Consider the following 21,866-nt stretch of genomic DNA (forward strand, 5'->3'; position numbering starts at 1 on the left):
GGGCTCTTGCCAGGTGCCTTTCCTTGTGCCGGGCGGCCGGGCCCCCGTCCAGGGACCCGGGCCGCCGGACGGGCCGGTGCAGCACGGGCACGCCCCGTCACGCTTCGGCCATCGACCGGAGCTTCTCCGCGACGATGCGTCCGATGTGCCCCAGCGGTGCCGGGTCGAGCATCGAGTTGTGGTCCGTTGCCACTTCGTACGGTTGGACGTCACCGTCGACGTACGGCTGCCAGCCAGCGATCGTCTCCGGTACCGACGGGTGCGCGGGCCGGTCCTCGGTCGCGAGGAACAGGAGCAGGTCTCCCCGGAAGCGGCGCCGTGTGTACCCGTCCGAGAGCCGCGCCAAGTTGTGCAGGATGTCGCGGAGTGCCGACCGGAGCCGCGCGCTCGTCGCGGGGTCGCCGGTGCGCATGACGCCCAGTTCGCCGAGCATGTCGAGTTCGGCCTGCACCCCCCGCTCGTCTCCCTCGCGGCCGGCCGGCGCCCGGCCTTGGGAGATGAGGCCGACGGAGCCGGGGTGGGTGTCGAGGACGGCGAGGAGCGCCACGGTCTCGCCCTCTTCCGTGAGCCGGGTGGCCATCGCGTGGGCCACTGTGCCGCCGAAGGACCAGCCCAGGAGGTGGTACGGGCCGGTGGGCTGGACGCTGCGGATCTGGGCGACGTAATCGGCCGCCATCTCCTCCAGGGTCGAGGGCAGCGGTTCCGGGCCCGCGAGGCCGCGCGCCTGGAGCCCGTAGACCGGCCGGTCCTGTGGCAGGTGCCGCAGGAGTCCCAGGTAGCCCCAGCTCAGCCCCGAGGTGGGGTGCACGCAGAACAGCGGCGGGCGGCTGCCGGCGGACCGCAGCGGCAGGAGTACGGCCAGGTCCTCCCGGCCGCCTGCCGCGCCCGCGCCGGGGTCGGCGGGCGTCCTGCGCTGCGGGTCGCGGTGCCCGTCGAGCACGGTGAACAGGCCGGTGCCGCCGCGCCTGGCCCGTACGCCGGTACGGAACATCCGCTCGCCCGGGGGCCCGAAGGGGCAGGCGACGAAGCGCTCGCCGGTGGGGGCCGGCTGCGCCAGGTAGCCGAGCGCCAAGGAGGCCCCCGCCACGTACAGGTCGCCCGGGACGCCGGGCGGCACCGGCCGCAGGAGGCCGTCGAGCACGAAGGCGCGGGTGCCGGGCTCCGGTGTGCCGGCGGGCGGTTGCGGCGGGGTGCTTCGGTCCGTCCGCGGTCCGGCCCGGTGGACGAGCCAGGGGCCGGCCGTCTCCGGGGCGCCGTAGCCGGTCGTGACCAGGGCGTTCGGGTGCCGTTCGTGCCATCGGGCGATGCCGTCGGACTCGTCGGGGGCGCCGGTCCGTGTGACCAGGACCTCGGCCGGCCGGTCGCCGGGCGGGGCGCTGAAGGCGGGCAGCGCTTCGCCGGTGGTCACCAGGAGCGGCGTACCGTCCGGGCCGTGCGGTGCGGATACCTCGTCTCCCAGGGGTCCCGGGGCTTCCGGGCTCACGAATTGGACGCTGCCGCCCGCCGCGAGGGCCGAGAGCAGCGGTGTCACCAGCGTCCCGAAGGGGGCCCCGGCGTCCAGCAGGACCGTGCCGCGGTCCGGCGGGGAGGCGAGCGTGTGCCGTGCGGTGCGGTCGGCCAGCGTGCGGTGGTCGATGACCACGTCGGTTCCGCCGGAGGGTGCCGTGGTGCCGAGTACCAGCGCCGGGTGGCCGGGCAGCGGCACCGCGCGGGCCCTGCTTCCGGCCTGCCCGGCTTCGGGGGCGGCCGCGTCGGCCAGGTCCCGCGCCGGGGAGTCGAGCGGCAGTTCGGGAACCGTGGTTCCGGCGGGCAGTGGTTCCGCCCCGGCCGGGCGGACCAGTGCGGCGGGTCGGGTCCGTCGCAGGAGGGAGTGCAGCTGCGGTACGGGGTCTCCGGTGTCCGCGACGTGGCAGGCGGCCCCGGTGCGGAGTACGCCGAGCAGCGCGACCGCGAGTCCGGCGGTGCGAGGGTGGGCGACGACGACCACGTCGTGCGGCCGTACGCCCAGTGCGGTCAGCCGGCGGGCGAGCAGGGCGGATCCGGTGTCCAGCGCCCGGTACGTGAGGGAATCCCCTCGGTCTGCGACGGCGACGGCGTGCGGGGTACGGGCCGCCTGTGCGGCCAGCGCCTCGACCACGGTGCCGGGAGGGGACGGCGCCGCCGCCCGGCTGCCGCCGTCCGCCAGCCGCCTCCGCTCGTCCGGCCCCAGCAGGATGTCGACCTGGCTCAGTCGCAGTTCCGGGTCGGCCGCCACCTGCTCCAGGACGCGGACCAGCCGGTTGCCGAGCGCGGCCGCGGTGGACTCGTCGAACAGGTCGGTGGCGTAGCACAGGTGTCCTTCGAGGCCGCCCGGGCTGCCGTCGGGGCGGTGACGTCCGGTGAGGCCGATCGCCAGGTCCAGTTCGGTGGTGAGGGAGCCGGGGTCCATGCGGGTGGTGCGCACTCCGGGCAGGCCCCATTCCCGCAGCGCCTCGACGGGGTCGTCCACGACGGCCAGACCGACTTGGAAGACGGGGTGGTGCGCCACGGACGGTGTCAGGTCGAGGGTGTCCATCAGGTGCTCGAACGGCACGTCCGCGTTCCGGCGGGCCTGCCGTTCGGTCTCCCGCACCCGGCCGAGCAGCGTGCCGAAGCCGGGGTCGCCGGAGGTGTCCGTGCGCAGCGGCAGCGGTCCGGCGAACGGGCCGACCAGCCCTTCCAGACCGTCTTCGGTCCGGCGCGGCAGCTCGGTGCCGATGGTGAGGTCGGTGCCCGCGCCGAGCCGGGTGAGCAGCAGGGCGAGCGCGCTGAGTACGACGGTGAAGGTGGTGGCCTTGTGCGGCTCGGCCAGTTCCGTCAGCCGGGCGTGCAGGGCGGCGTCGAGGCGCAGCGGCACCCGGGCGCCGCGGCGGGACGCGAGGGCGGGCCGGGGGCGGTCGGCCGGCAGGTCCAGTTCCCCGTCGACACCGGCCAGGGTCTCCTTCCAGTACGCCAGTTGGTCGCCGATCAGGCTGCCCGGTTCCCCGGCGCTGCGGAGCAGTTCCCGCTCCCACAGGGCGTATTCGGCGAACTGGTACATCAGCGGGGAGCGTTCGGGTGCCCGGCCGTCGCGCCGTGCGCGGTAGGCCGCCGACAGGTCCCGGACGAGCGGGTCCAGCGACGCCTCGTCGGCGGCGATCCGGTGCAGTACGAGCAGCAGGACGTGCTCGTCGTCGGAGAGGACGTACAGGTACGGTGCCCAGGGCGCTGCCCTGGTGAGGTCGAACTCGTGCGCCAGGCCGGCGGCCAGCAGGTCCGGCAGGTCCTTCTCCCCGGCGGCCGTCACCACCGGTTCGGGACGGGCCGCCGCGGTGTCCAGGATGTGCTGGCGCAGGTCGCCCCGCGCTCCGGTGAAGGTGGTCCGCAGGATTTCGTGGCGCTCCGCGACGTCTGCCAGCGCCTCCTGGAGTGCCGTGCGGTCCAGTGCGCCGTGCAGGCGCAGCGCCACCGCGACCCGGTGTCCCGCCCCGCCGTCGTCCAGGCGGGTCAGCAGCCAGGTACGCAGCTGGGCCGCGGTGGCGGGTACGTCGGCGCCGTATTCGGCCGACTCCAGGGCCGGCCGGGTCTTCACCGTCAGCGCCCGGGCCACGCCGGCCGGTGTCGCAGCGCTGAAGAACTGCCGCAGGGTCATCTCGGAGTCGAACTCCTCGCGGATCCGCCCGAGGAGCCGCATCGCCAGCCCTGATTCCCCACCGAGCTGGAAGAAGTCGTCGCCCGGGCCCACCCGTTCGAGCCCCAGTGTTTCGGCGAAGAGGGCGCACAGGGTCTCCTCCGTCTCGCCCTGCGGGGCTTCCCGGGTGACCAGTCCGGCGAGATCGGGGGCGGGCAGGGCCCTGCGGTCCACTTTGCCGTTCGGTGTCAGCGGCAGATGGTCCAGAACCTCGACGGTCACCGGCACCATGTAGTCCGGCAGCATGGTGGCGGCGTGTCGGCGTACCGCTTCGGGGTCCATGTCGTACCCGGCGGAGACGACGTAGCCGACCAGGCGGCGCTCGCCGGGGTGGTCCTCCCGGGCGGCCGCCACGGCCTGCGCCACGGACGGGTGGGTGGCCAGGGCGGCCTCGACCTCGCCGAGCTCCACCCGGAAGCCGCGGATCTTGACCTGGCCGTCGGTCCGCCCGGCGAAGACCAGTTCGCCGTCGGCGGTGCACCGCACCAGGTCCCCGGTGCGGTACATGCGTTCACCCTGGGCGAAGGGGCAGGCCACGAACCGTTCCGCGGTCGCGCCGGGCCGGCCGAGGTAGCCGCGGGCCAGGCCCGCGCCCGCGAGGTACAGCTCTCCGGTCGTGCCGGGCGCGACCGGCTGGAGGAAGGCGTCCAGGACGTACGTCCGCCGGTTGTCCAGCGGGCGGCCGAGGGGGAGTTCCGCGTCCGGTGCCTGGTTCGGCGCGAGGGTGAACCGGGTGGCGCTCAGGGTGCTCTCGGTCGGTCCGTAGAGGTGGTGCACCGGCACGTGCGGGCAGGCGTCGCGTACGCGGGCTACGGCGGTGGCGGGCACCACGTCCCCGCCGGTCAGCACGGCCCGCAAGCCGGCGAAGCACTCCGGCGACTCCTCCGCCACCACTCGGAACGTGCCCGCTGACAGATGCGCCAGTGTGACCCCTTCGGCCACCGCCGCCCTGATCTGCCGGGCGTCCACCACGCCCGGTGGCGCCACCACGACCCGGGCTCCGGCGGCCAGGGGCACCCACACCTCGAACAGCGAGGCGTCGAAGGCGTGTGGTGCGTGCATCAGCACGGCGTCCTGCGCGCCGGCCGGCCAGCCGCGTTCGCCCACCAGGCCGGCCACGGCGCCGTGGGACACCGCCACGCCCTTGGGCGCACCGGTCGAACCGGACGTGTACATGACGTATGCAAGGTCCTCCGGCCCCGTACGGACCGCCGGCCGGTCCGCCGGGCAGGCTGCGACCGCCGCCGACACCCGCGGATCGTCCAGCACCACCGGATCCGCCGCGCGGTCCGGCGGCACCACGCCCCGGGTCGTCCGCGTGCACAGCACCGCCGCCGGCCCGCTGTCCGCCAGCAGCGCCGCCACCCGCTCGGCAGGGTGTCCCGCGTCCACCGGTACGTACGCGGCACCCGCCCGCCACACCGCCAGCAGCGCCACCAGCAGGCCGGCCGAACGTTCCATCACGACCGCGACACGGTCGCCGCGCTGCACCCCCAGGCCGGTCAGATACACCGCCAGCCGTGCGGAACGTGCCGTCAACACCTCGTACGACAGCCGCTGCCCGCCGTCGGCGACGGCCACCGCCGTGGGATCCTCCGCCGTCCGGGCCGCGATCGACGCCACGACCGAAGCGCCCGGCGCGGGAACCTGCGCCGCGGTCCATCCCCGTAGCGCCTCGCGGCTTTCCCGGGGGTCCAGCACACCGATACGGCCCACCGGTACCGAGGGGTCGGCAGCCAGCTGCCCCAGGACCCTGACCACCTGCTCCCCGATGTGCCGGGTCCGCGCCCGGCCGATCAGGTCCGGCCGGAAGGACAGGCGCATGCTGATGCGGTCGCCGGGAAGCACGCCGAGGGTGAGGGGATAGTGCGCCGCGCTGTGGGAGAGGCCCGTGGGCACGAGGGCGAGCCCGCCCGGCACGGACGGCCCCGCAGGGGTCCTGGGCAGGCTCTCGTACACCACCAGCGTGTCGAAGACCGCGCCCGGACCGCCGAGCTTCTGCACCTCCGCCAGCCCCAGATGCTGGTGCGGCCCCAGTGCCGACTGCCGGCCCTGAAGTTCCTTGAGCATCTCCAGCACCGGCTGCCCGCCGTCGAGCCGTACGCGGACGGGCAGGGTGTTGATGAAGAGCCCCACCATGGACTCGACTCCCGGCAGGCCGTGCGGCCGGCCGGCCACCGTGGCGCCGAAGACCACGTCCGTACGGCCGGCCAGCCGGGCCAGCACCAGTGCCCAGGCGCCCTGCACCAGGGTGTTGACCGTCAGGCGGTGCTTGCGCGCCAGCTCCGTCAGCCGCCGGGTGGCCCCTTCCGGGATGTCGAGCAGTACGTCCTCGGGCATCGCGCCGCGCCTGCCGGGATCGGGCGGCACCACCAGCGTGGGTTCCTCCGCGCCGGCCAGCTCCACGCGCCACGCGGCCCGCGCGGCCTCCTTGTCCTGCCGGTTCAGCCAGGCCAGGTACTCCCCGTACGACGTGGCACGGGGCAGAACCGAGCCGTCACCGCCCGCCGCGTAGATCTCGGACAGTTCCGCGAGGAGCACCGGCATCGACCAGCCGTCGAGGAGGATGTGGTGGGTGGTGACGACCAACTGGTGTTCGTCCGGCCCCAGACGGATCAGCAGCAGCCTCAGCAGCGGCGCCTCGGCGAGGTCGAACCGCCGGGACCGCTCCTCCTCCGCCATCCGCCGCGCCTCGGCCCTGGCCTCGGCACCGGACAGCCCCGAGACGTCCGCCTCGCACCACGGCACCGTCACCTCCCGGGCGACGACCTGCACCGTCTGCGCCCCGCTCACCCGGCGGAAGCAGGCGCGCAGCGCCCCGTGCCGGGCCACCAGGGTTTCCCAGGACGCCCGTAACCGGTCGGGGTCCACGGGCCCGCCGACGGCCAGCGTCGACTGGAGGGTGTAGACGTCCGGTCCCTCGTCGTCGAAGGTGGCGTGGAACAGCAGTCCTTCCTGGAGGGGGGACAGCGGCCACACGTCCTCGACCATGGTCTGGGTCATCGTTCTCTCCTCACGAGGGCTTGCGCTTCGTCGGCTGTCGCTGCGCGGTGCGGAACCCGGCTTCGAGTTCGTCGATCTGGTGCTGGGCGAGATCGACGAGGCGGAAGTCGGAGGGGGTGCGTCCTCCTGCCGCGGAGCCGGCCGCATGGGCCGCCAGGCCGTTCAGCACGGCCAGCCAGGCCTGTCCCAGCCGTTCCGGCCACGCCGCTCCCAGCCGTTGCGCCGCGGCGTCCGCCGGTGCGGAGGTCCGCCGCCAGCTGAGCGTGAGGGTCAGCTCCGGTCGTCCGGCGGGGGTGTCGTGCACGGCCGATACGGCCGCCAGGTCGTACCGGCCCGGCCCGCCGCGTACGGCCGGACCGGTGACCGCCGACCGGCCGGTGAACCGCCAGGCGGCGGGCGCCGCACCATGGCCCGTGCCGGCACGGTCGTGGTGGGTGAAGGCGAGCCGTGGCGGAGCTGCCTCGGCCGGGTGGGTGCCCGGACCGTCGTCGTGCGGCGGCCCGTCGCCGGACACCACCCCCCGGATCTGCTCCTTGACCGCCGCCAGCAGGGCACCGGCGGCCGGTGGGCCATCCGCCGTGGCGCTGTCCAGGCCGACGGACGACAGGTCCACGGACGGCAGGCCGGCCTCCGACAGGTCCACGGCTGACAGGTCGAGGCGGACGGGGCGGGTGACGGCGAGCCGGCCCACGGTCCGGGACAGGTCGGTCTCGCCGGTCCCGGCGGCCGGTTCCCGGCCGTCCGCCTCGATCTCCACCACGACGGCGGAACCGCCCTGTCGGCCGGTCCGCTCGCGTACGGCCGCGCCCGCCAGCCCCGCCAGGACCAGGTCGTGCACGGTGCAGCGGAAGACCTCCGGGGCCCGGTCGACCAGGACTTCCGCCGTTTCCTGCGGTACTGCCCAGGAGCGGTGGTGCCGGGCCGGGACGGCGTCCGGCGCCCGGTCCGCCCCGGCGGGCTCCGCGGCCGCCGGTGACGGGACGCCGCCGGTCCGCCCGGCCGTTGCGGCCGCCCACTGCCGGAAGGGCGTCGGTTCCGCCGGGAGAGCCGGAGCCCGGCCGGCCGCCGCGTCCGCGCAGGCCGCGGCGAGATCCGTGATCAGGATGCGCCAGGACGCGGTGTCGATCACCAGGAGGTGCGCCGCCAGGGCCAGGCGCCCGGGCCGGTCAGGGCCGGTGTCCGCCCATACGGCCCGGAACACCGTGCCGTCGGCGGGATCGAGGCGTTCGGCCGCTTCGTGTGCGGCCGACGCCACGGTCTCCTCCAAGTCACCGTCCGGGATGCCCGCCGCGTCGATGCGGGTCAGCAGTCCCGTGCCGTCCGCGTCCGCCGTGTCGCGCTCCGGCACGATCAGCGCCGGCTGCCCGCCGTCGGGGGCCGAGCGGGCCCCCAGCACGGCGTGCGTGTGCACCACCGCGCTCAGCCCGGCCGTCAGCACGTCCCCGGTCAGTCCGGCCGGAGTCGCGGTCATCACCCACTGGGCGGCCCCGGGGCGCAGGGCCTCCGCACCCAGGGCCCGCAGGGCGGGCGTCCAGGCGACCTCGCACGCGGCCGCGTCCCCGGCCCCCGGCTGCCCGGCGGTGGCCACCTCCGCAAGGCGCTCGGGCGTCTCCTCCTCGAACACCTGGCGTGGTGACAGTTCCAGCCCCGCGCGCGCGGCCCGTGCCGCCAGCTGCATCGAGGTGATGGAGTCGCCGCCCACGTCGAAGAAACTGTCGTCGGCGCCGACCCGTTCGAGGCCGAGCACCTCGGCGAACAGGGTGCACAGGATCTCCTCGGCCGGAGTCCGCGGGTCCCGGCCGGACACCTGCCCCACGAGGTCGGGGGCGGGCAGCGCCTTGCGGTCGATCTTCCGGTTCGGGGTGAGCGGCAGCCGGTCCAGCGGTACGAGGACCGCGGGGAGCATGTACGCGGGCAGGGTCGTGGCGAGGTGCTCCCGCAGGGCGGTGAGCAGGGCGCCGGTGCCGCGTCCGGCGGCGGGGTCGTTGGTCCAGGCCCGCAGGGGAGCTTGGGGGCCACGGTCACCGGCCGGTTCGTACGTCTGCACCGGTTCGTACGTCTGCACCGGCGCGGCCTCGGCGGCCCGTTCAGCCTGTACGAAGACGGCGTCCACCGCGTCCGGGGACGCGGCCGACCACGTCGTACCGACCCAGTAGCCCAGCCGCTCACCCAGCTCGTGGAAGTCCTCCGCATCAGGGACGACGGTCCCGGAGGAGGCCGTCGGAGCGTCGCGCAGCGCCTTTCGGGTCCCACCGGCGGACAGGCTGCGCGCGAGTTCCACCTCGTGCGCCACCCTGTTGTTGGGAATGCCGGTGACGCGCAGCAGCTCGGGCCCGTCGCCGCTCAGGTACCGCTCCAGCGCGGTGAGGCCGCCGTTCTCCTGGACGGCCGGCCAGTCCCGCCGCGGCGCACCGGCCACGTCGAGGACCGCGGCGCCCTCCTTGTACAAGGTGACGTCGTACCGGTACCTGCTCAGCTCGTTGTGGTACCGGGCGCGCTTGACCTGGACGTCCACTCCGGCGATGCCCGGCAGCCGGCTGCCCGGTGCCGCGAAGAACTCCGGGTCGACCAGCAGCTCCTTCTCCAGCAGCACACTGCGCTCCACCGCGTTGCGCAGTTCCTGCGCGTCGCCGCCGCTACCCGCCCGGCCCGCCTCCACGGCGGTGGTCAGGGCCCGCAGCAGGCGCACGTTGCGTACGTCGCCGACGAACAGCGCGCCGCCCGGGGCCAGCAGGCCGACCGCCTGTTCCAGGACGTCGCGCAGGTAGTCGGCGCTGGGGAAGTACTGCACGACCGAGTTCAGGACGACCGTGTCGAAGTGGCCGGCCGGCAGGCCGTCCGTCTCGTGGGCCGCCTGGGTGCGCAGCACTACCCGCCCGGCCAGGGCCGGATCCCGGCTCACCTGCCGGGACAGCGTGTCGATCGCCGACGCCGAGAAGTCGGTGCCCCAGTACTCCGCGCAGTCCGGTGCCAGCCGGGAGAGCAGCAGGCCGGTGCCCACGCCGATCTCCAGGAGGCGGTGCGGTCGCAGCGCCCGTATGCGTTCGACCGTCCGGGCGCGCCACTCGCGCATCTCGGGCAGGGGTATCGGCAGGCCGTCGTAACTGCTGTTCCAGCCCGCGAAGTTCTCGCCCAGGGTGTCGGACTGCGGGTCGGCGTGGAGCGCGTCGTACAGTTGCCGCCATTCACCGACCTGTTCCCGTTCGGTGTGCCCGTCGCGGGAGCGGGCCGTCGGGTCCGCGACGACATAGCCCACCAGGCGGCGCTCGCCCGGCCGGTCCTCGCGGGCCAGCACCACGGCCTGTTCGACGACCGGGTGCGCGGCGAGGGCGGCCTCGATCTCACCGGTCTCGACCCGGTAGCCGCGGACCTTGACCTGGTCGTCGGAGCGGCCGACGAAGACCAGTTCGCCGGTGTCCGTGCGGCGTGCCACGTCCCCGGTGCGGTACATCCGCCCGCCGGGTATGGAGGGGCAGGCCACGAACCGCTGGGCGGTCAGGGCCGGCTGCTTCAGGTAGCCGCGCGCCAGGCCCGTGCCGGCGACGTACAGTTCTCCGGCGGTGCCCGGCGGCACCGGGTGGAGGAACGCGTCCAGTACGTACGCCCGCGCATGGTCGGCCGGCCGGCCGATCGGCACCGCGTCCGTCCCGCCGGCGTCGGCGGACAGCGGCTCGCTCATCGTGGCGCACACCGTCGCCTCGGTCGGCCCGTAGGCGTTGATCATGCGCCGTCCCGCCGCCCACCGCGCGGGCAGCCCGGGCGGGCACGCCTCCCCCGCCACCACCAGCGTCCTCAGTGCCGGCGGCAGTTCCTCCTCTGCCGCCAGCATGCTCGGCGGCACCGTCACGTGTGTCGCTCCGCACGTGCGCAGGGCCGTCTCCAGGGACACCTGTGGCGGTAGCTCCGGCGCGCCGGGCACCAGCAGTGCGGCGCCCGACAGGAGTGCCGTGCACAGTTCGGAGACCGCCGCGTCGAAGCTCGGCGACGCCATCTGCAGGACCCGCGCGTCCGGGGTCACCGCGAACCGCTCGATCTGCGCCCGTGCCAGGTCGCCCAGGCCCGCGTGCGTCACCACGACGCCCTTGGGGACGCCGGTCGATCCGGAGGTGTAGATGACGTACGCCGCGTGCCGCGGATCCAGCGGAGCCGCCCGTTCGTCGTCCCTGACCGGGCCGTCCCCGCATGCCGCCACGGCGGCCGCCACCGCCGGGTCGTCCAGCACGACCACGCGCGCCGCGCAGCCGTCGGGGACCGCCGCCCGGGTGCCGGTGGTGCACACCACCACCGGCGGGTCCGCGTCCTTCAGCATGAACGTCACCCGTTCCGCCGGGTAGTCCGGGTCCACGGGCACGAAGGCTCCGCCCGCCAGCGACACTGCCAGCAGTGCGGTGACGGAGGCCACCGACCGCTCCATCAGCACCGCCACCCGGCGCTCCGGCCGCACTCCCGCGCCGATCAGGAGGCGCGCCAACTGCCGCGCCGAGCCCGCCAGTTGCCCGTACGACAGCGTGCCGCCGGATCCGGACACCGCGATCTCGCCGGGCGTCGCCGCGGCCTGCCGTTCGAAGAGCACCGGCAGCGGCTCGGCCGCCGCGGAACGTTCCGGCCGCCGCGGTCCGCGCCGGCCCCGGTCCGGCGCGCCCGCCCGCCCCACCGGGACCGACGGATCCGCCACCACCCGCTCCAGGGTGCGTACGAGGTACGCCAGCGCCTCCTCGGCCCAGGCGCGGCTGAAGACGTCCGGCCGGTAGATGAGATCGCCCTGATAGCGGTCACCGGGGGCCACGATCCACGTCAGCGGGTAGTGCCCGCGGTCCTCCGGCTCGAAGGCGGGACGCATGGACAGGACGTCCGGACCGGTGGGCCGTTCCGGCGCGTGGGGGTAGTTCTCGTACACCACGACCGTGTCGAAGCCCGCTCCGCCGCCTGCCAGTTGACGGATGTCGGGCAGCCCCATGTGCTGATGGGGCAGCAGCCGGGAGCGCCGCTCCTGGAGCCCGGCCAGCATCTCGGCGAACGGCTGCTCCCCCGCCAGGCCGACCCGTACCGGCAGGGTGTTGATGAAGAGGCCGATCATCGTCTCCACGCCCGGCAGCTCGGGGGGCCGGCCGGCCACCGTCGTGCCGAAGACCACGTCGGTACGTCCGGTCAGGCGGGCCAGCAGCAGCGCCCACACCCCCTGGAGCACGGTGTTCACCGTCAGGCCGTGGCCGCGCGCCAGCGCCGTCAGGCCGCGCGAGAGGTCGTCGGTCAGCTCGAAGCGCACCCGCTCCGGTACGGCGGGTGTCCTGACCAGCTCGGCGGGCACCACCTCGGTCGGCTCGTCGAGCCCCGCGAGTTCCGCCCGCCAGGCGGCCCGCGCGGCTTCCTTGTCCTGCCGGGCCAGCCAGGCCAGGTAGTCGCGGTAGGACGGGGCGGCGGGGAGCGTGCGGTCGTCGCCGCCCGCCTCGTAGACCGCTGCCGCCTCGCCGAACAGGACGGGGAGGGACCAGCCGTCCGTCGTGATGTGGTGGCTGGTCAGTACGAGGTGATGGCGTCGGGCGCCGAGGCGGATCAGCAGCAGCCGCATCAGCGGCGGCGCCGTCAGGTCGAACCGCTCCGCCCGCTCCTCCCGGGACAGCCGCTCCACTTCGGCCGACGCCTGCGCCGGCGGCAGCCCGGAGACGTCCGCCTCCCGCCACCGCAGGGGCACATCACCGTGAACGGCCTGTACGGCTTCGCCCGACGCGCGCCGGTGGAAGCCCGCCCGCAGCGTCGGGTGCCGGCGCAGCAGCGTCTCCCAGGCCCTGCGCATCCGGGGGGCGTCCAGCGGCCCGTTCAGTTCCATCACCCGCTGGCCCTCGTAGATGTCGGGGCCTGCCTCGTCGTAGGAGGCGTGGAAGAGCAGGCCCTCCTGCAGCGGGGAGAGCGGCCAGAGGTCCACCAGCCCCGGCACCTCGGCCTCCAGCTCCGCCACGGCGTCCTGTGTGAGGTCCAGCAGCGGGAAGTCGGACGGGGTGTGGCCGCCCGCTTCCGGGGTGCCGGTGTGCGCGGCGAGTCCCGCGAGGTGGTCGAGCCATGCCTCGCCCAGTCGGTTTGCCTCGGCGTCGTCCAATACCCCGCCCGGCCAGGCGAGGGTGAGGAGCATCTGCGGCCCTTCCGCGGTGTCCCGTACCTCGGCGCTCGCCTCCAGGACGTACCGGGCGGGCATGCCGGGACCGGCCGCACCGCCGAGCGCCGCCTCACCGGCCGGCTGCCAGGCGTCCGGGGCTTCGGCGGTACGGGAGCCGGCGGCGAACCGGCCCAGGTAGTTGAACGCGATCTGCGGGGCGGGCAGGTCCGCCAGCCTCGGCCCCGTCTCCGGGTTGAGGTGGCGCAGCAGGCCGTGGCCGAGTCCGTCGCCGGGCACCGCCCGCACCTGTTCCTTGACCGCTTTCAGCAGCGCGCCGGCCGCCGGGCCGCCGGGCCGTGCCTCGCCCGGGCCGACGCCCGGCAGGGCGAGCCGGACCGGGTGGACGCTGGTGAACCAGCCCACCGTACGGGACAGGTCCTCGCCGTCCGGCTCGCGGCCGTGCTTCTCGATGTCCATCAGCACGCCGTCGGCCGGCCCGGTGTTCCGGCCGCGTTCGGTGCGCCGTTGTGCGACCGCCCCGGCCAGCGTGGCCAGCAGCACGTCGTGGACACCGCAGTGGAACGCCACCGGGGTCCGCCCTGTCAGGACGGCGGCCCGGGACCGCGGGACCGTCCACGAACGGTGGCGTACGGTCGCCACGGTGTCCCGTGCCGCGTCGAGCGGCCGGTCGCCCAGCAGCGGATCGGGGCCGTCCGCCACTGCCAGCCAGTGGTCCAGCTCGGCGGTCCGCTCGGCTGAGACGGCCTGCTCGGCCAGCAGTCCGGCCCACCGGCGGAAGGAGGTTCCCACCGGGGCGAGTGCCGGTTCCCGGCCGGCCGCCACGGCTTCGCAGGCGGCCTGGAGGTCCGGCAGCAGGATGCGCCAGGACACCCCGTCCACCGCCAAGTGGTGGACGGCCAGGGCCAGTCGGCCCTGCCGTTCCGGGCCCGCGTCCACCCGGACCGCGCGGATCATCTCACCCACGGCCGGATCCAGTTGCTCCGCCGCGTCCGTCACGGCCTGTTGCGCGATGCCGTCCAGGCTGTCGTCCGTGGCGTCCACCGCCTCGACGCGGGTGATCCGCTCCGCGGCGTCCACCGTGCCGCGCTCGCCCACGGTGAGCGTGTACGTGCCGGGCACCGTCCGCGCCCGCAGCATGTCGTGGGTGTCCAGGACAGCACCGAGACCGGCCGCCAGCACGTCGTGTCCCAACCCGGCCGGTACCCGTACGACCGCCCACTGAGCGAAGCCGGCGACGGCGGCCTGTTCGCCCAGCGACCGCATGACCGGCGTCCAGGGCAGCGCGCCCGCGCCCCCGTCGTCGGCGGTGGCGGCGGTGCTCTCGGCGGCCTGAGCCACCTGGGCCAGCCGTTCGGGAGTTTTCAGCTCGAAGACCTGCCACGGCGTCAGCAGCAGGCCGTTCCGGCGGGCGCGCGCCACCAGTTGCAGTGACGTGATCGAGTCGCCGCCCAGTTCGAAGAAGCTGTCACCGACACCTGCCCGATCCAGGCCGAGCACGTCGGCGAAGAGCGCGCACAGGGTGTCCTCGGCGCCGGCGCGTGGCGCCCGGTCCGGCGCCTTGGCGGCGAAGAGCGGGGCGGGCAGCGCGGCGCGGTCGACCTTCCCGTTCACCGTCACCGGGATCGCGTCCAGCACCACCAGCGCCGCCGGAACCATGTACTCGGGCAGCACTCCGGCGAGGTGGCGCCGTACCGCTTCCGTGTCCAGCGGCTGCCCGTCGGGGACGGCATAGCCGATCAGCCGGCGTTCGCCGGGGCGGTCCTCGCGGGCGGTCACCACCGCCTGGGCCACCGCGGGGTGCGCGGCCAGCGCGGCCTCCACCTCGCCCGGTTCCACCCGGAATCCCCGGATCTTGACCTGGTCGTCGGCCCGCCCGGCGAAGACCAGTTCGCCCTCCGCGGTCCAGCGCACCAGGTCCCCGGTCCGGTACATCCGCTCCCCCGGCGCGAAGGGGCAGGCCACGAACCGTTCCGCGGTCGGGCCCGGACGGCCGGGGTAGCCGTGCGCCAGCCCCGCGCCGGCAAGGTACAGCTCACCGGTCACACCGGGCGGGACCGGCTGGAGGAACCCGTCGAGGACGTACAGCCGGCGTCGCGGCAGCGGGCGTCCGATGGGCAGTTCCCGGCCGTGCCGGGCGCCCGGCCGCAGGAGGTGCCACGTCGCGCAGAGGGTGGCCTCGGTCGGCCCGTACAAGTGCCGTACGGCGAGGTCCGGGCAGGCCTGCCGTACGCGGGCGACAGCGCCCGGCGGCACCACGTCGCCGCCGGTCAGGACTTCGCGCAGGCCCGCGAAGCAGTCCGGGTCCTCCTCCGCCAGGGCCCGGAAGAGCCCCGCGGTCACGTGGACCGAGGTGGCCCCGGCCGTCACCGCCGCACGGATCCCCTGCGCGTCCACCGCGCCGGGCGGGGCCACCAGCACCCGGCCCCCGGCCGCCAGCGGCACCCACGTCTCCCGGAGCGAGGCGTCGAACGCGTGCGGCGCGTGCATCAGCACCGCTTCGTCCGCGCCGACGGACCAGCCGCGCTCGCACACGAGGGCGGCCACGCTGCCGTGCGGCACCGCCACCGGCTTGGGCACGCCCGTCGAGCCCGAGGTGTACATCACGTAGGCCGGGTCCGCCGCCGTCACGGTGCGCGCGGGACCCTCGTCCGGGTACGTACGGACGTCCGCCGCCACCCGCGGATCGTCCAGGTCCACCAGCCGCCCCGCGTACTCCGCCGGCACCAGCTCCCGGTGCGCCCCGGTGCACAGCACGGCTGCCGGGGCCGAGTCGGCCAGGGTGAAGGCGATCCGCTCGCGCGGGGCGCCCGCCTCGACCGGTACGTACGCGGCGCCCGTCCGCCACACCGCCAGCAGCGCCACCAGCAGCCCGGCCGAACGGTCCATCAGCACGGCGACCCGGTCACCACGCGCCACGCCCCGTGCGGCCAGGTACCCGGCCAGCCGGCCGGCGGCCGCCACCAGTTGGGCGTAGGAGAGCGTCCCGTCGCGGCCGTCGACCGCCACCACGTCGGGCGTACCGGCCGCATGGCCGGCGATCACGTCGGGCGTCAGGGTCCGCGGCGGCCCGGCCCCCGTTTCGTTCCACCCGGTCACCACCCGGGAGCGTTCCGCGGCGTCCGCCACGGTGATCCGTCCGACGAGCACCGACGGATCGGCCACCACCTGGGTCAGCACCCGCACGATCCGGTCCGCGAGCCGCCCTGCCACCTCCCGGTCGAGGAGGTCCGGCCGGTACTCCACCTGGACGCGGAGCCGGTCACCGGGGACGGCCCCGACCGCCACCGCGTAATGGGTGCCCGTCTCGACACCGGCCTGGGCGATCGACAGCGGACGGCCTGCCGAGCCGGGGCGCACGGTCGAGCTCCGCGGGTAGTTCTCGAACATCATCATGGTGTCGAAGACCGCGCCGGGCCCGGCGGCCTCCTGGATGTCCGGCAGGCCGAGATGCTGGTGGGCGATGAGCGCGGCCTGGTGTTCCTGGAGCTGCGCGAGCGTGTCCAGCACCGGCCGGGCCCCGTCCAGCCGGACCCGTACCGGCTGGGTGTTGATGAACAGGCCGATCATCGACTCCACGCCCGCCAGCTCAGCGGGGCGTCCCGCGACGGTGTTGCCGAACACCGGGTCCGTACGTCCGGTCAGCTGCGCCAGTACCAGCGCCCACGCCCCCTGGAGCACGGTGTTCAGCGTCAGGCCGTGCCCGCGGGCCAGTTCCTCCAGTGCGTGTGTCTCGTCCTCGGACAGTTCCGCCCGGCAGGTCTCCGACACCGCCGGCGCCCGGCCCGGGTCCGCCGGCGCCACCAGTGTCGGGTCCACGGCTGTGGCCAGTTCCGCGCGCCAGGCGGCCCGCGCGGCCTCCTTGTCCTGTGCGGCCAGCCACGTCAGGTACTCCCGGTAGGAGGGCGCCTCCGGCAGGCGGGATGCGTCGCCGCCCGCCGCGTGGAGCGCGCTCACCTCGTCGACGATGTTCGGCATGGACCAGCCGTCGATCAGGATGTGATGCGTCGTCAGCACCAGCCGGTGGCGGCCTTCACCGAGGCGGATCAGCAGCAGCCGCAGCAGCGGGGCCCTGGACAGGTCGAGCCGCTCCGCCCGCTCCTCGTCGCACAGCCGCGCCACTTCGGCGGGCACTTCGCGTTCCGGCAGGCCCGACACGTCCGCCGTCCGCCACGGAACCCGTACGTTCCGCGCGACGACCTGTACGGCCTCCCCCGTCGCCGCCCTGTGGAAACTCACCCGCAGCGCGTCGTGCCGGTCCACCAGGGCCTCCCACGACGCGCGCAGCACCGCGGCGTCCAGCGGGCCGCTCAGCTCCAGCACGCGCTGGGTCCGGTAGACGTCCGGCCCCTCCTGGTCGTACGAGGCGTGGAACAGCAGCCCTTCCTGAAGCGGCGCGAGCGGCCAGACGTCGGCCGGCTCCGGGACCGCCGCCTCCAGCGCGGCCACGGACTCCTGGCTGAGGGCCACGAGCGGGAAGTCGGACGGGGTGTGCCCGCCTGCGCCGGGCTCGCCGGCGTGGGCGGCCAGGCCGCTGAGCATCTTCCGCCAGGTCTCCCCCAACTCCTGTGCCACGGCGGCGTCCAGGGCCCCGGACGGCCAGGTCAGCGTGAGGGTCAGGAGCGGCCCGCCGGGAGTGTCCCGGACGACCGCGCCGGCCTCCAGCACGTGCGGGACGGCGGTGTCCGGCGCGGCCGAGCCACCGATCGCCGTCTCGCCCGCCGGCTGCCAGGGGGCCACCGGGCCGGTCCGCGCTCCGGACGGGAAGCGGCCCAGATAGTTGAACCCGATCTGCGGGCTGGGCAGATCCGCCGGCCCCGGTCCGGTGCGCGGGGCGGTCAGGTCCGCCGGTCCCAGTCCGGCAGGCGGGCCGAAGTGGCGCAGCAGCCCGTGGCCGAGTCCGTCACCGGGCACTGCCCGCACCTGTTCCTTGACCTGCTTGAGGAGGCGGCCGGCGGCCGGCCCGCCGGACCCGGCTTCCCGCAGGTCGATGTCCGCCGCGTTCAGCCGCACCGGGTGGATGTCGGTGAACCAGCCGACCGTACGGGACAGATCCGTGCCGTCGTGGGACTCCCGGCCGTGTCCTTCCACGTCCACCAGGAAGCCGGCGGTGGCGTCGGCGTCGGGCAGCCGGCGCGCCACGGCGCCGGCGAGCGCCGCGAGCAGCACCTCGTGCACCCCACAGTGGAAAGCCGTGGGGATACGGCCCACCAGGGCGGCCGCTTCCGCTCGCGGGATCGTCCACGACCGCCGCCGCAGCGTCGCCACGATGTCGCGTACCGGGTCCGTCGCGCATGCGCCGAGCGCCGGGGCGGCGCCTTCCGCCAGGCGTTTCCAGTCGTCCAGTTCGGTCCTGCGCGCCGGCGCCTGTGCGGCCAGGTCCCGCGCCCACTGCCTGAAGGAGGTGCCGACGGCGGCGAGTTCCGGCTGCCGGCCGGCCGCTGCCGCTTCGCAGGCGGCCCGCAGGTCCGGCAGCAGGATCCGCCAGGACACGCCGTCCACCACCAGGTGGTGCACGGCCAGGACCAGCCGTCCCGCCTGACCGGGCCCGGTGTCCAGCCAGACCGCCTGCACCATGACGCCCGCGGCCGGGTCCAGCCGCCCCACGGCCTCCCGCGCCGCGTGCTGCGCGGCTTCGTCCGCCCGGCCGTCCGGCACGGCTACGCGGGTGACCAGCGCGCGGGCGTCCACGGTGGCGCGCTCGTCCACCACCAGGACCGGTTCGGGGCCGTCCGGCACCGTGCGGGCCCGCAGCATGGGGTGGGTACGGAGCAGGGCTTCGAGCCCCGTGACCAGCGTCTGTCGTGTCAGTGTGGCCGGCGAGCCGACGACCGCCCACTGCGCGAACTCCGGGCGGGCGGCCTGCGCGCCGAGTGCGCGCATGACCGGTGTCCAGGGCAGTTCGCCGACGCCCGTGTCGTCTGCGGTGCCGGACGCCGTCCCGGCCGGCCGCGCCACTTCGGCCAGCCGTTCCGGTGTCTTGTGGCGGAAGACCTGGCGCGGGGTCAGCGCCAGTCCGCCGCGTCGCGCGCGGGACGCCAGCTGCATCGAGCTGATCGAGTCGCCGCCCAGCTCGAAGAAGCCGTCCCGGACGCCGACGTGTGGCACACCGAGGACCTCCGCGAAGAGGGCGCACAGAATCTTCTCGGCTTGCGTACGCGGCTCCCGGCCGGGAACGTGTCCGCCGCCGGGTGCGGGCAGGGCGGCCCGGTCGACCTTGCCGTTCGCGGTCACCGGGAGGCTGTCGAGCACCACCACGGCCGCCGGGACCATGTAGTCCGGCAGCACCCCGGCGACGTCGTCCCGTATGCGGTGCGGATCGGCCTCCCCCGGGCCGGCGGGGACGACGTACCCGGTCAGGCGGCGCTCGCCCGGGCCGTCCTCACGGACGGCCACCACGGCCTGGGCCACCGAGGGGTGCGCGGCCAGGGCCGCTTCGACCTCGCCCGGCTCCACCCGGAAACCACGGATCTTGACCTGTTCGTCGGCCCGGCCGGCGAACACCAGCTCCCCGACAGCCGTCCAGCGCGCCAGGTCCCCCGTCCGGTACATCCGCTCGCCGGGCGCGAACGGGCAGGCCACGAACCGCTCCCCCGTCAGGCCCGGACGCCCCGCGTACCCCTGCGCCAGCCCCGCTCCGGCGAGGTACAGCTCACCGGCCACCCCCGGTGCGGCCGGCTGGAGGAACGCGTCGAGGACGTATGCCCGGCGGTTGGCCAGCGGACGCCCGACCGGCAGCACCGCGCACGGTCCGTCGCCCGGGCGCACCAGGTGCCAGGTCGCGCACAAGGTGCTCTCGGTCGGCCCGTACAGATGACGTACCGCGACGTGCGGGCACGCCTCCCGTACGCGGGCGACCGCGCCGGCCGGCACCACGTCGCCCCCGGTCAGCACCTCCCGCAAGCCGGTGAAGCACTCCGGCGCCTCCTCCGCCACGATCCGGAACAGGCCCGCGGTGAGGTGCACCGCCGTCACCCCGTCCGCCACCGCTGCCGCGATGCGCTCGGCGTCCACCGGCCCCGGCCCGGCCACCACCACCCGGCCGCCGGACGCGAGCGGAACCCACACCTCGAACAGCGAGATGTCGAACGCGTGCCGCGCGTGCAGCAGGACCGCGTCCCCGGGCCCCACGGACCAGCCGCGCTCGCCCACCAGGGCCGCCACGGCGCCGTGCGGCACCACCACGCCTTTCGGCACGCCCGTCGACCCGGACGTGTACATCACGTAGGCCGGGTCGTGCGGTCCCACCGCGACCGGCTCCGCCGGCGCCGGGCAGCCGGCCACCGAAGCCGCCACCCGCGGATCGTCGAGCACCACGAGTGCGGCGGCCGCGCCGGCCGGTACCGCGACCCGGGTGGCCTGTGTGCACACCACCGCCGACGGCGCGGCGTCGGCCAGCAGGAATGTGGTCCGCTCGGCCGGGCTGCCGGTGTCGACGGGGACGTAGGCGGAGCCGGTCTTCCACACCGCGAGGAGGGTGACCAGAAGCTCGGCCGACCGCTCCATCACCACCGTGACCCGGTCGCCGCGCCGCACTCCCCGCCGGATCAGGTAGCTCGCCAACCGGTCGGATTCACGGGCCAGTTGTGCGTACGACAGGGTCCGGCCGCCGTCCGTCACCGCCGCCGCTTCCGGTGTGCGCGCGGCGTGGTCCGCCACCATTTGAGGCACCGGCGCGTCGGGGGCGGGCGCCTGTGTGGCGTTCCAGTCCGTCACGACCCGTTCGCGCTCCGCCGCGTCCAGCGCGTCGATCCGGTCCACCGGTACCGAGGGGTCCGCCGCCATCTGCTCCAGCACCCGCACCAGCCGCCGGAAGACGGCCTCGGCGGTGGCCCGGTCGTAGAGGTCCGGCCGGTGGTCCAGCTTGCAGGTCAGGCGTTCGCCGGGCAGGACGGCGAGTGCGAGGGGGTAGTGGGCGGTCTCGGTGGATCCGGCCGGTGTGAGGGTGAGGCCACCGGTGCCGGACGGCCCGGCGGGCGGGTCCGGGTAGTTCTCGTACACCACCAGCGTGTCGAAGACCGCTCCCGGCCCGCCCAGCCGCTGGATCTCCGACAGGCCCAGGTGCTGGTGGGCCAGGAGCGCGGACTGCCGCTTCAGCAGCCCGGCGAGCATTTCGGACAGCGGCTGGCCCCCGTCGAGCCGTACGCGTACCGGAAGGGTGTTGATGAAGAAGCCGACCATCGATTCGACGCCCGGCAGTCCGGCGGGCCGGCCCGCCACCGTGGCGCCGAACACCACATCGGTACGGCCGGCCAGCCGCGCCAGCAGCAGTGCCCAGGCGCCCTGTACGACGGTGTTCAGCGTGAGGTCGTGGTCGCGGGCCAGCTCCGCCAGCCGCCGGGTCAGCCGCTCGGGGATGTCCCTGATGATGCTTTGGGGGACGACGGGGGTGCGGGCGGGGTCGGCCGGCGCCACCAGCGTCGGCTCCTCCGCCCCGGTCAGCTCCGCCCGCCAGGCGGCGCGCGCGGCCTCCTTGTCCTGCCGGTTCAGCCAGGCCAGGTACTCCCGGTAGGGCGTCACGTACGGCAGTGCGCCGGGGTCACCGTCGGCTTCGTACACCGCGGACAGTTCGCCGAACAGCACCGGCATGGACCAGCCGTCCATGAGGAGGTGGTGGCTGGTGAGGACGAGGCGGTGCCTGCGCTCGCCGAGCCGGACCAGCAGCAGCCGCAGCAGCGGGGCCACCGCCGGGTCGAAGCGCCGCGCCCGCTCCCGGGCGGCCAGGTCCTCCGCCGCGGACAGTGCCTCGGCCTCGGGGAGGTGCGACAGGTCCGCCTGCCGCCAGGGCAGTTCGGCCTCCCGGGCGATGACCTGGACCGCCGCACCCGATGCGCGGCCGCGGAAACTCGCCCGCAACACCGGGTGGCGGGCCACCAGCGCCTCCCACGAGCGCCGCAGCCGCTCGGCGTCCAGCTGCCCTTCCAGGTCGAGCAGGCGCTGCCCCTGGTACGCGTCGGGCCCCTCCTCGTCGTACGCGGCGTGGAACAGCAGTCCCTCCTGCAACGGCGACAGCGGCCACACGTCCTCGACGCGGGTTCGGGTCATCGCTTCTCTCCTCACAGCCGG

General features: G+C 75.2%; 2 protein-coding genes. Both read right to left on the reverse strand.

Annotated elements, in window-relative coordinates; genetic code table 11:
- Positions 1–97: 97 nt before the first annotated feature.
- Positions 98–6,691, reverse strand: coding sequence for an amino acid adenylation domain-containing protein (locus ACZ4Z1_RS23350; protein WP_468488541.1), 6,594 nt, complete (start codon positions 6,689–6,691; stop codon positions 98–100).
- A gap of 10 nt (positions 6,692–6,701) precedes the next feature.
- The gene (locus ACZ4Z1_RS23355; RefSeq protein ID WP_468488542.1) at positions 6,702–21,845 is read right to left on the reverse strand and encodes a non-ribosomal peptide synthetase; all 15,144 of its coding nucleotides are present in this window, start codon (positions 21,843–21,845) and stop codon (positions 6,702–6,704) included.
- Positions 21,846–21,866: the final 21 nt, after the last annotated feature.

This window comes from Streptomyces sp. NPDC030165, from assembly GCF_055573595.1.

Excerpts from the sequence above, each read along its gene's own strand:
- ACZ4Z1_RS23350 (WP_468488541.1), bottom strand. The coding sequence starts at position 6,691 with ATGACCCAGACCATGGTCGAGGACGTGTGGCCGCTGTCCCCCCTCCAG.
- ACZ4Z1_RS23355 (WP_468488542.1), bottom strand. The coding sequence starts at position 21,845 with ATGACCCGAACCCGCGTCGAGGACGTGTGGCCGCTGTCGCCGTTGCAG.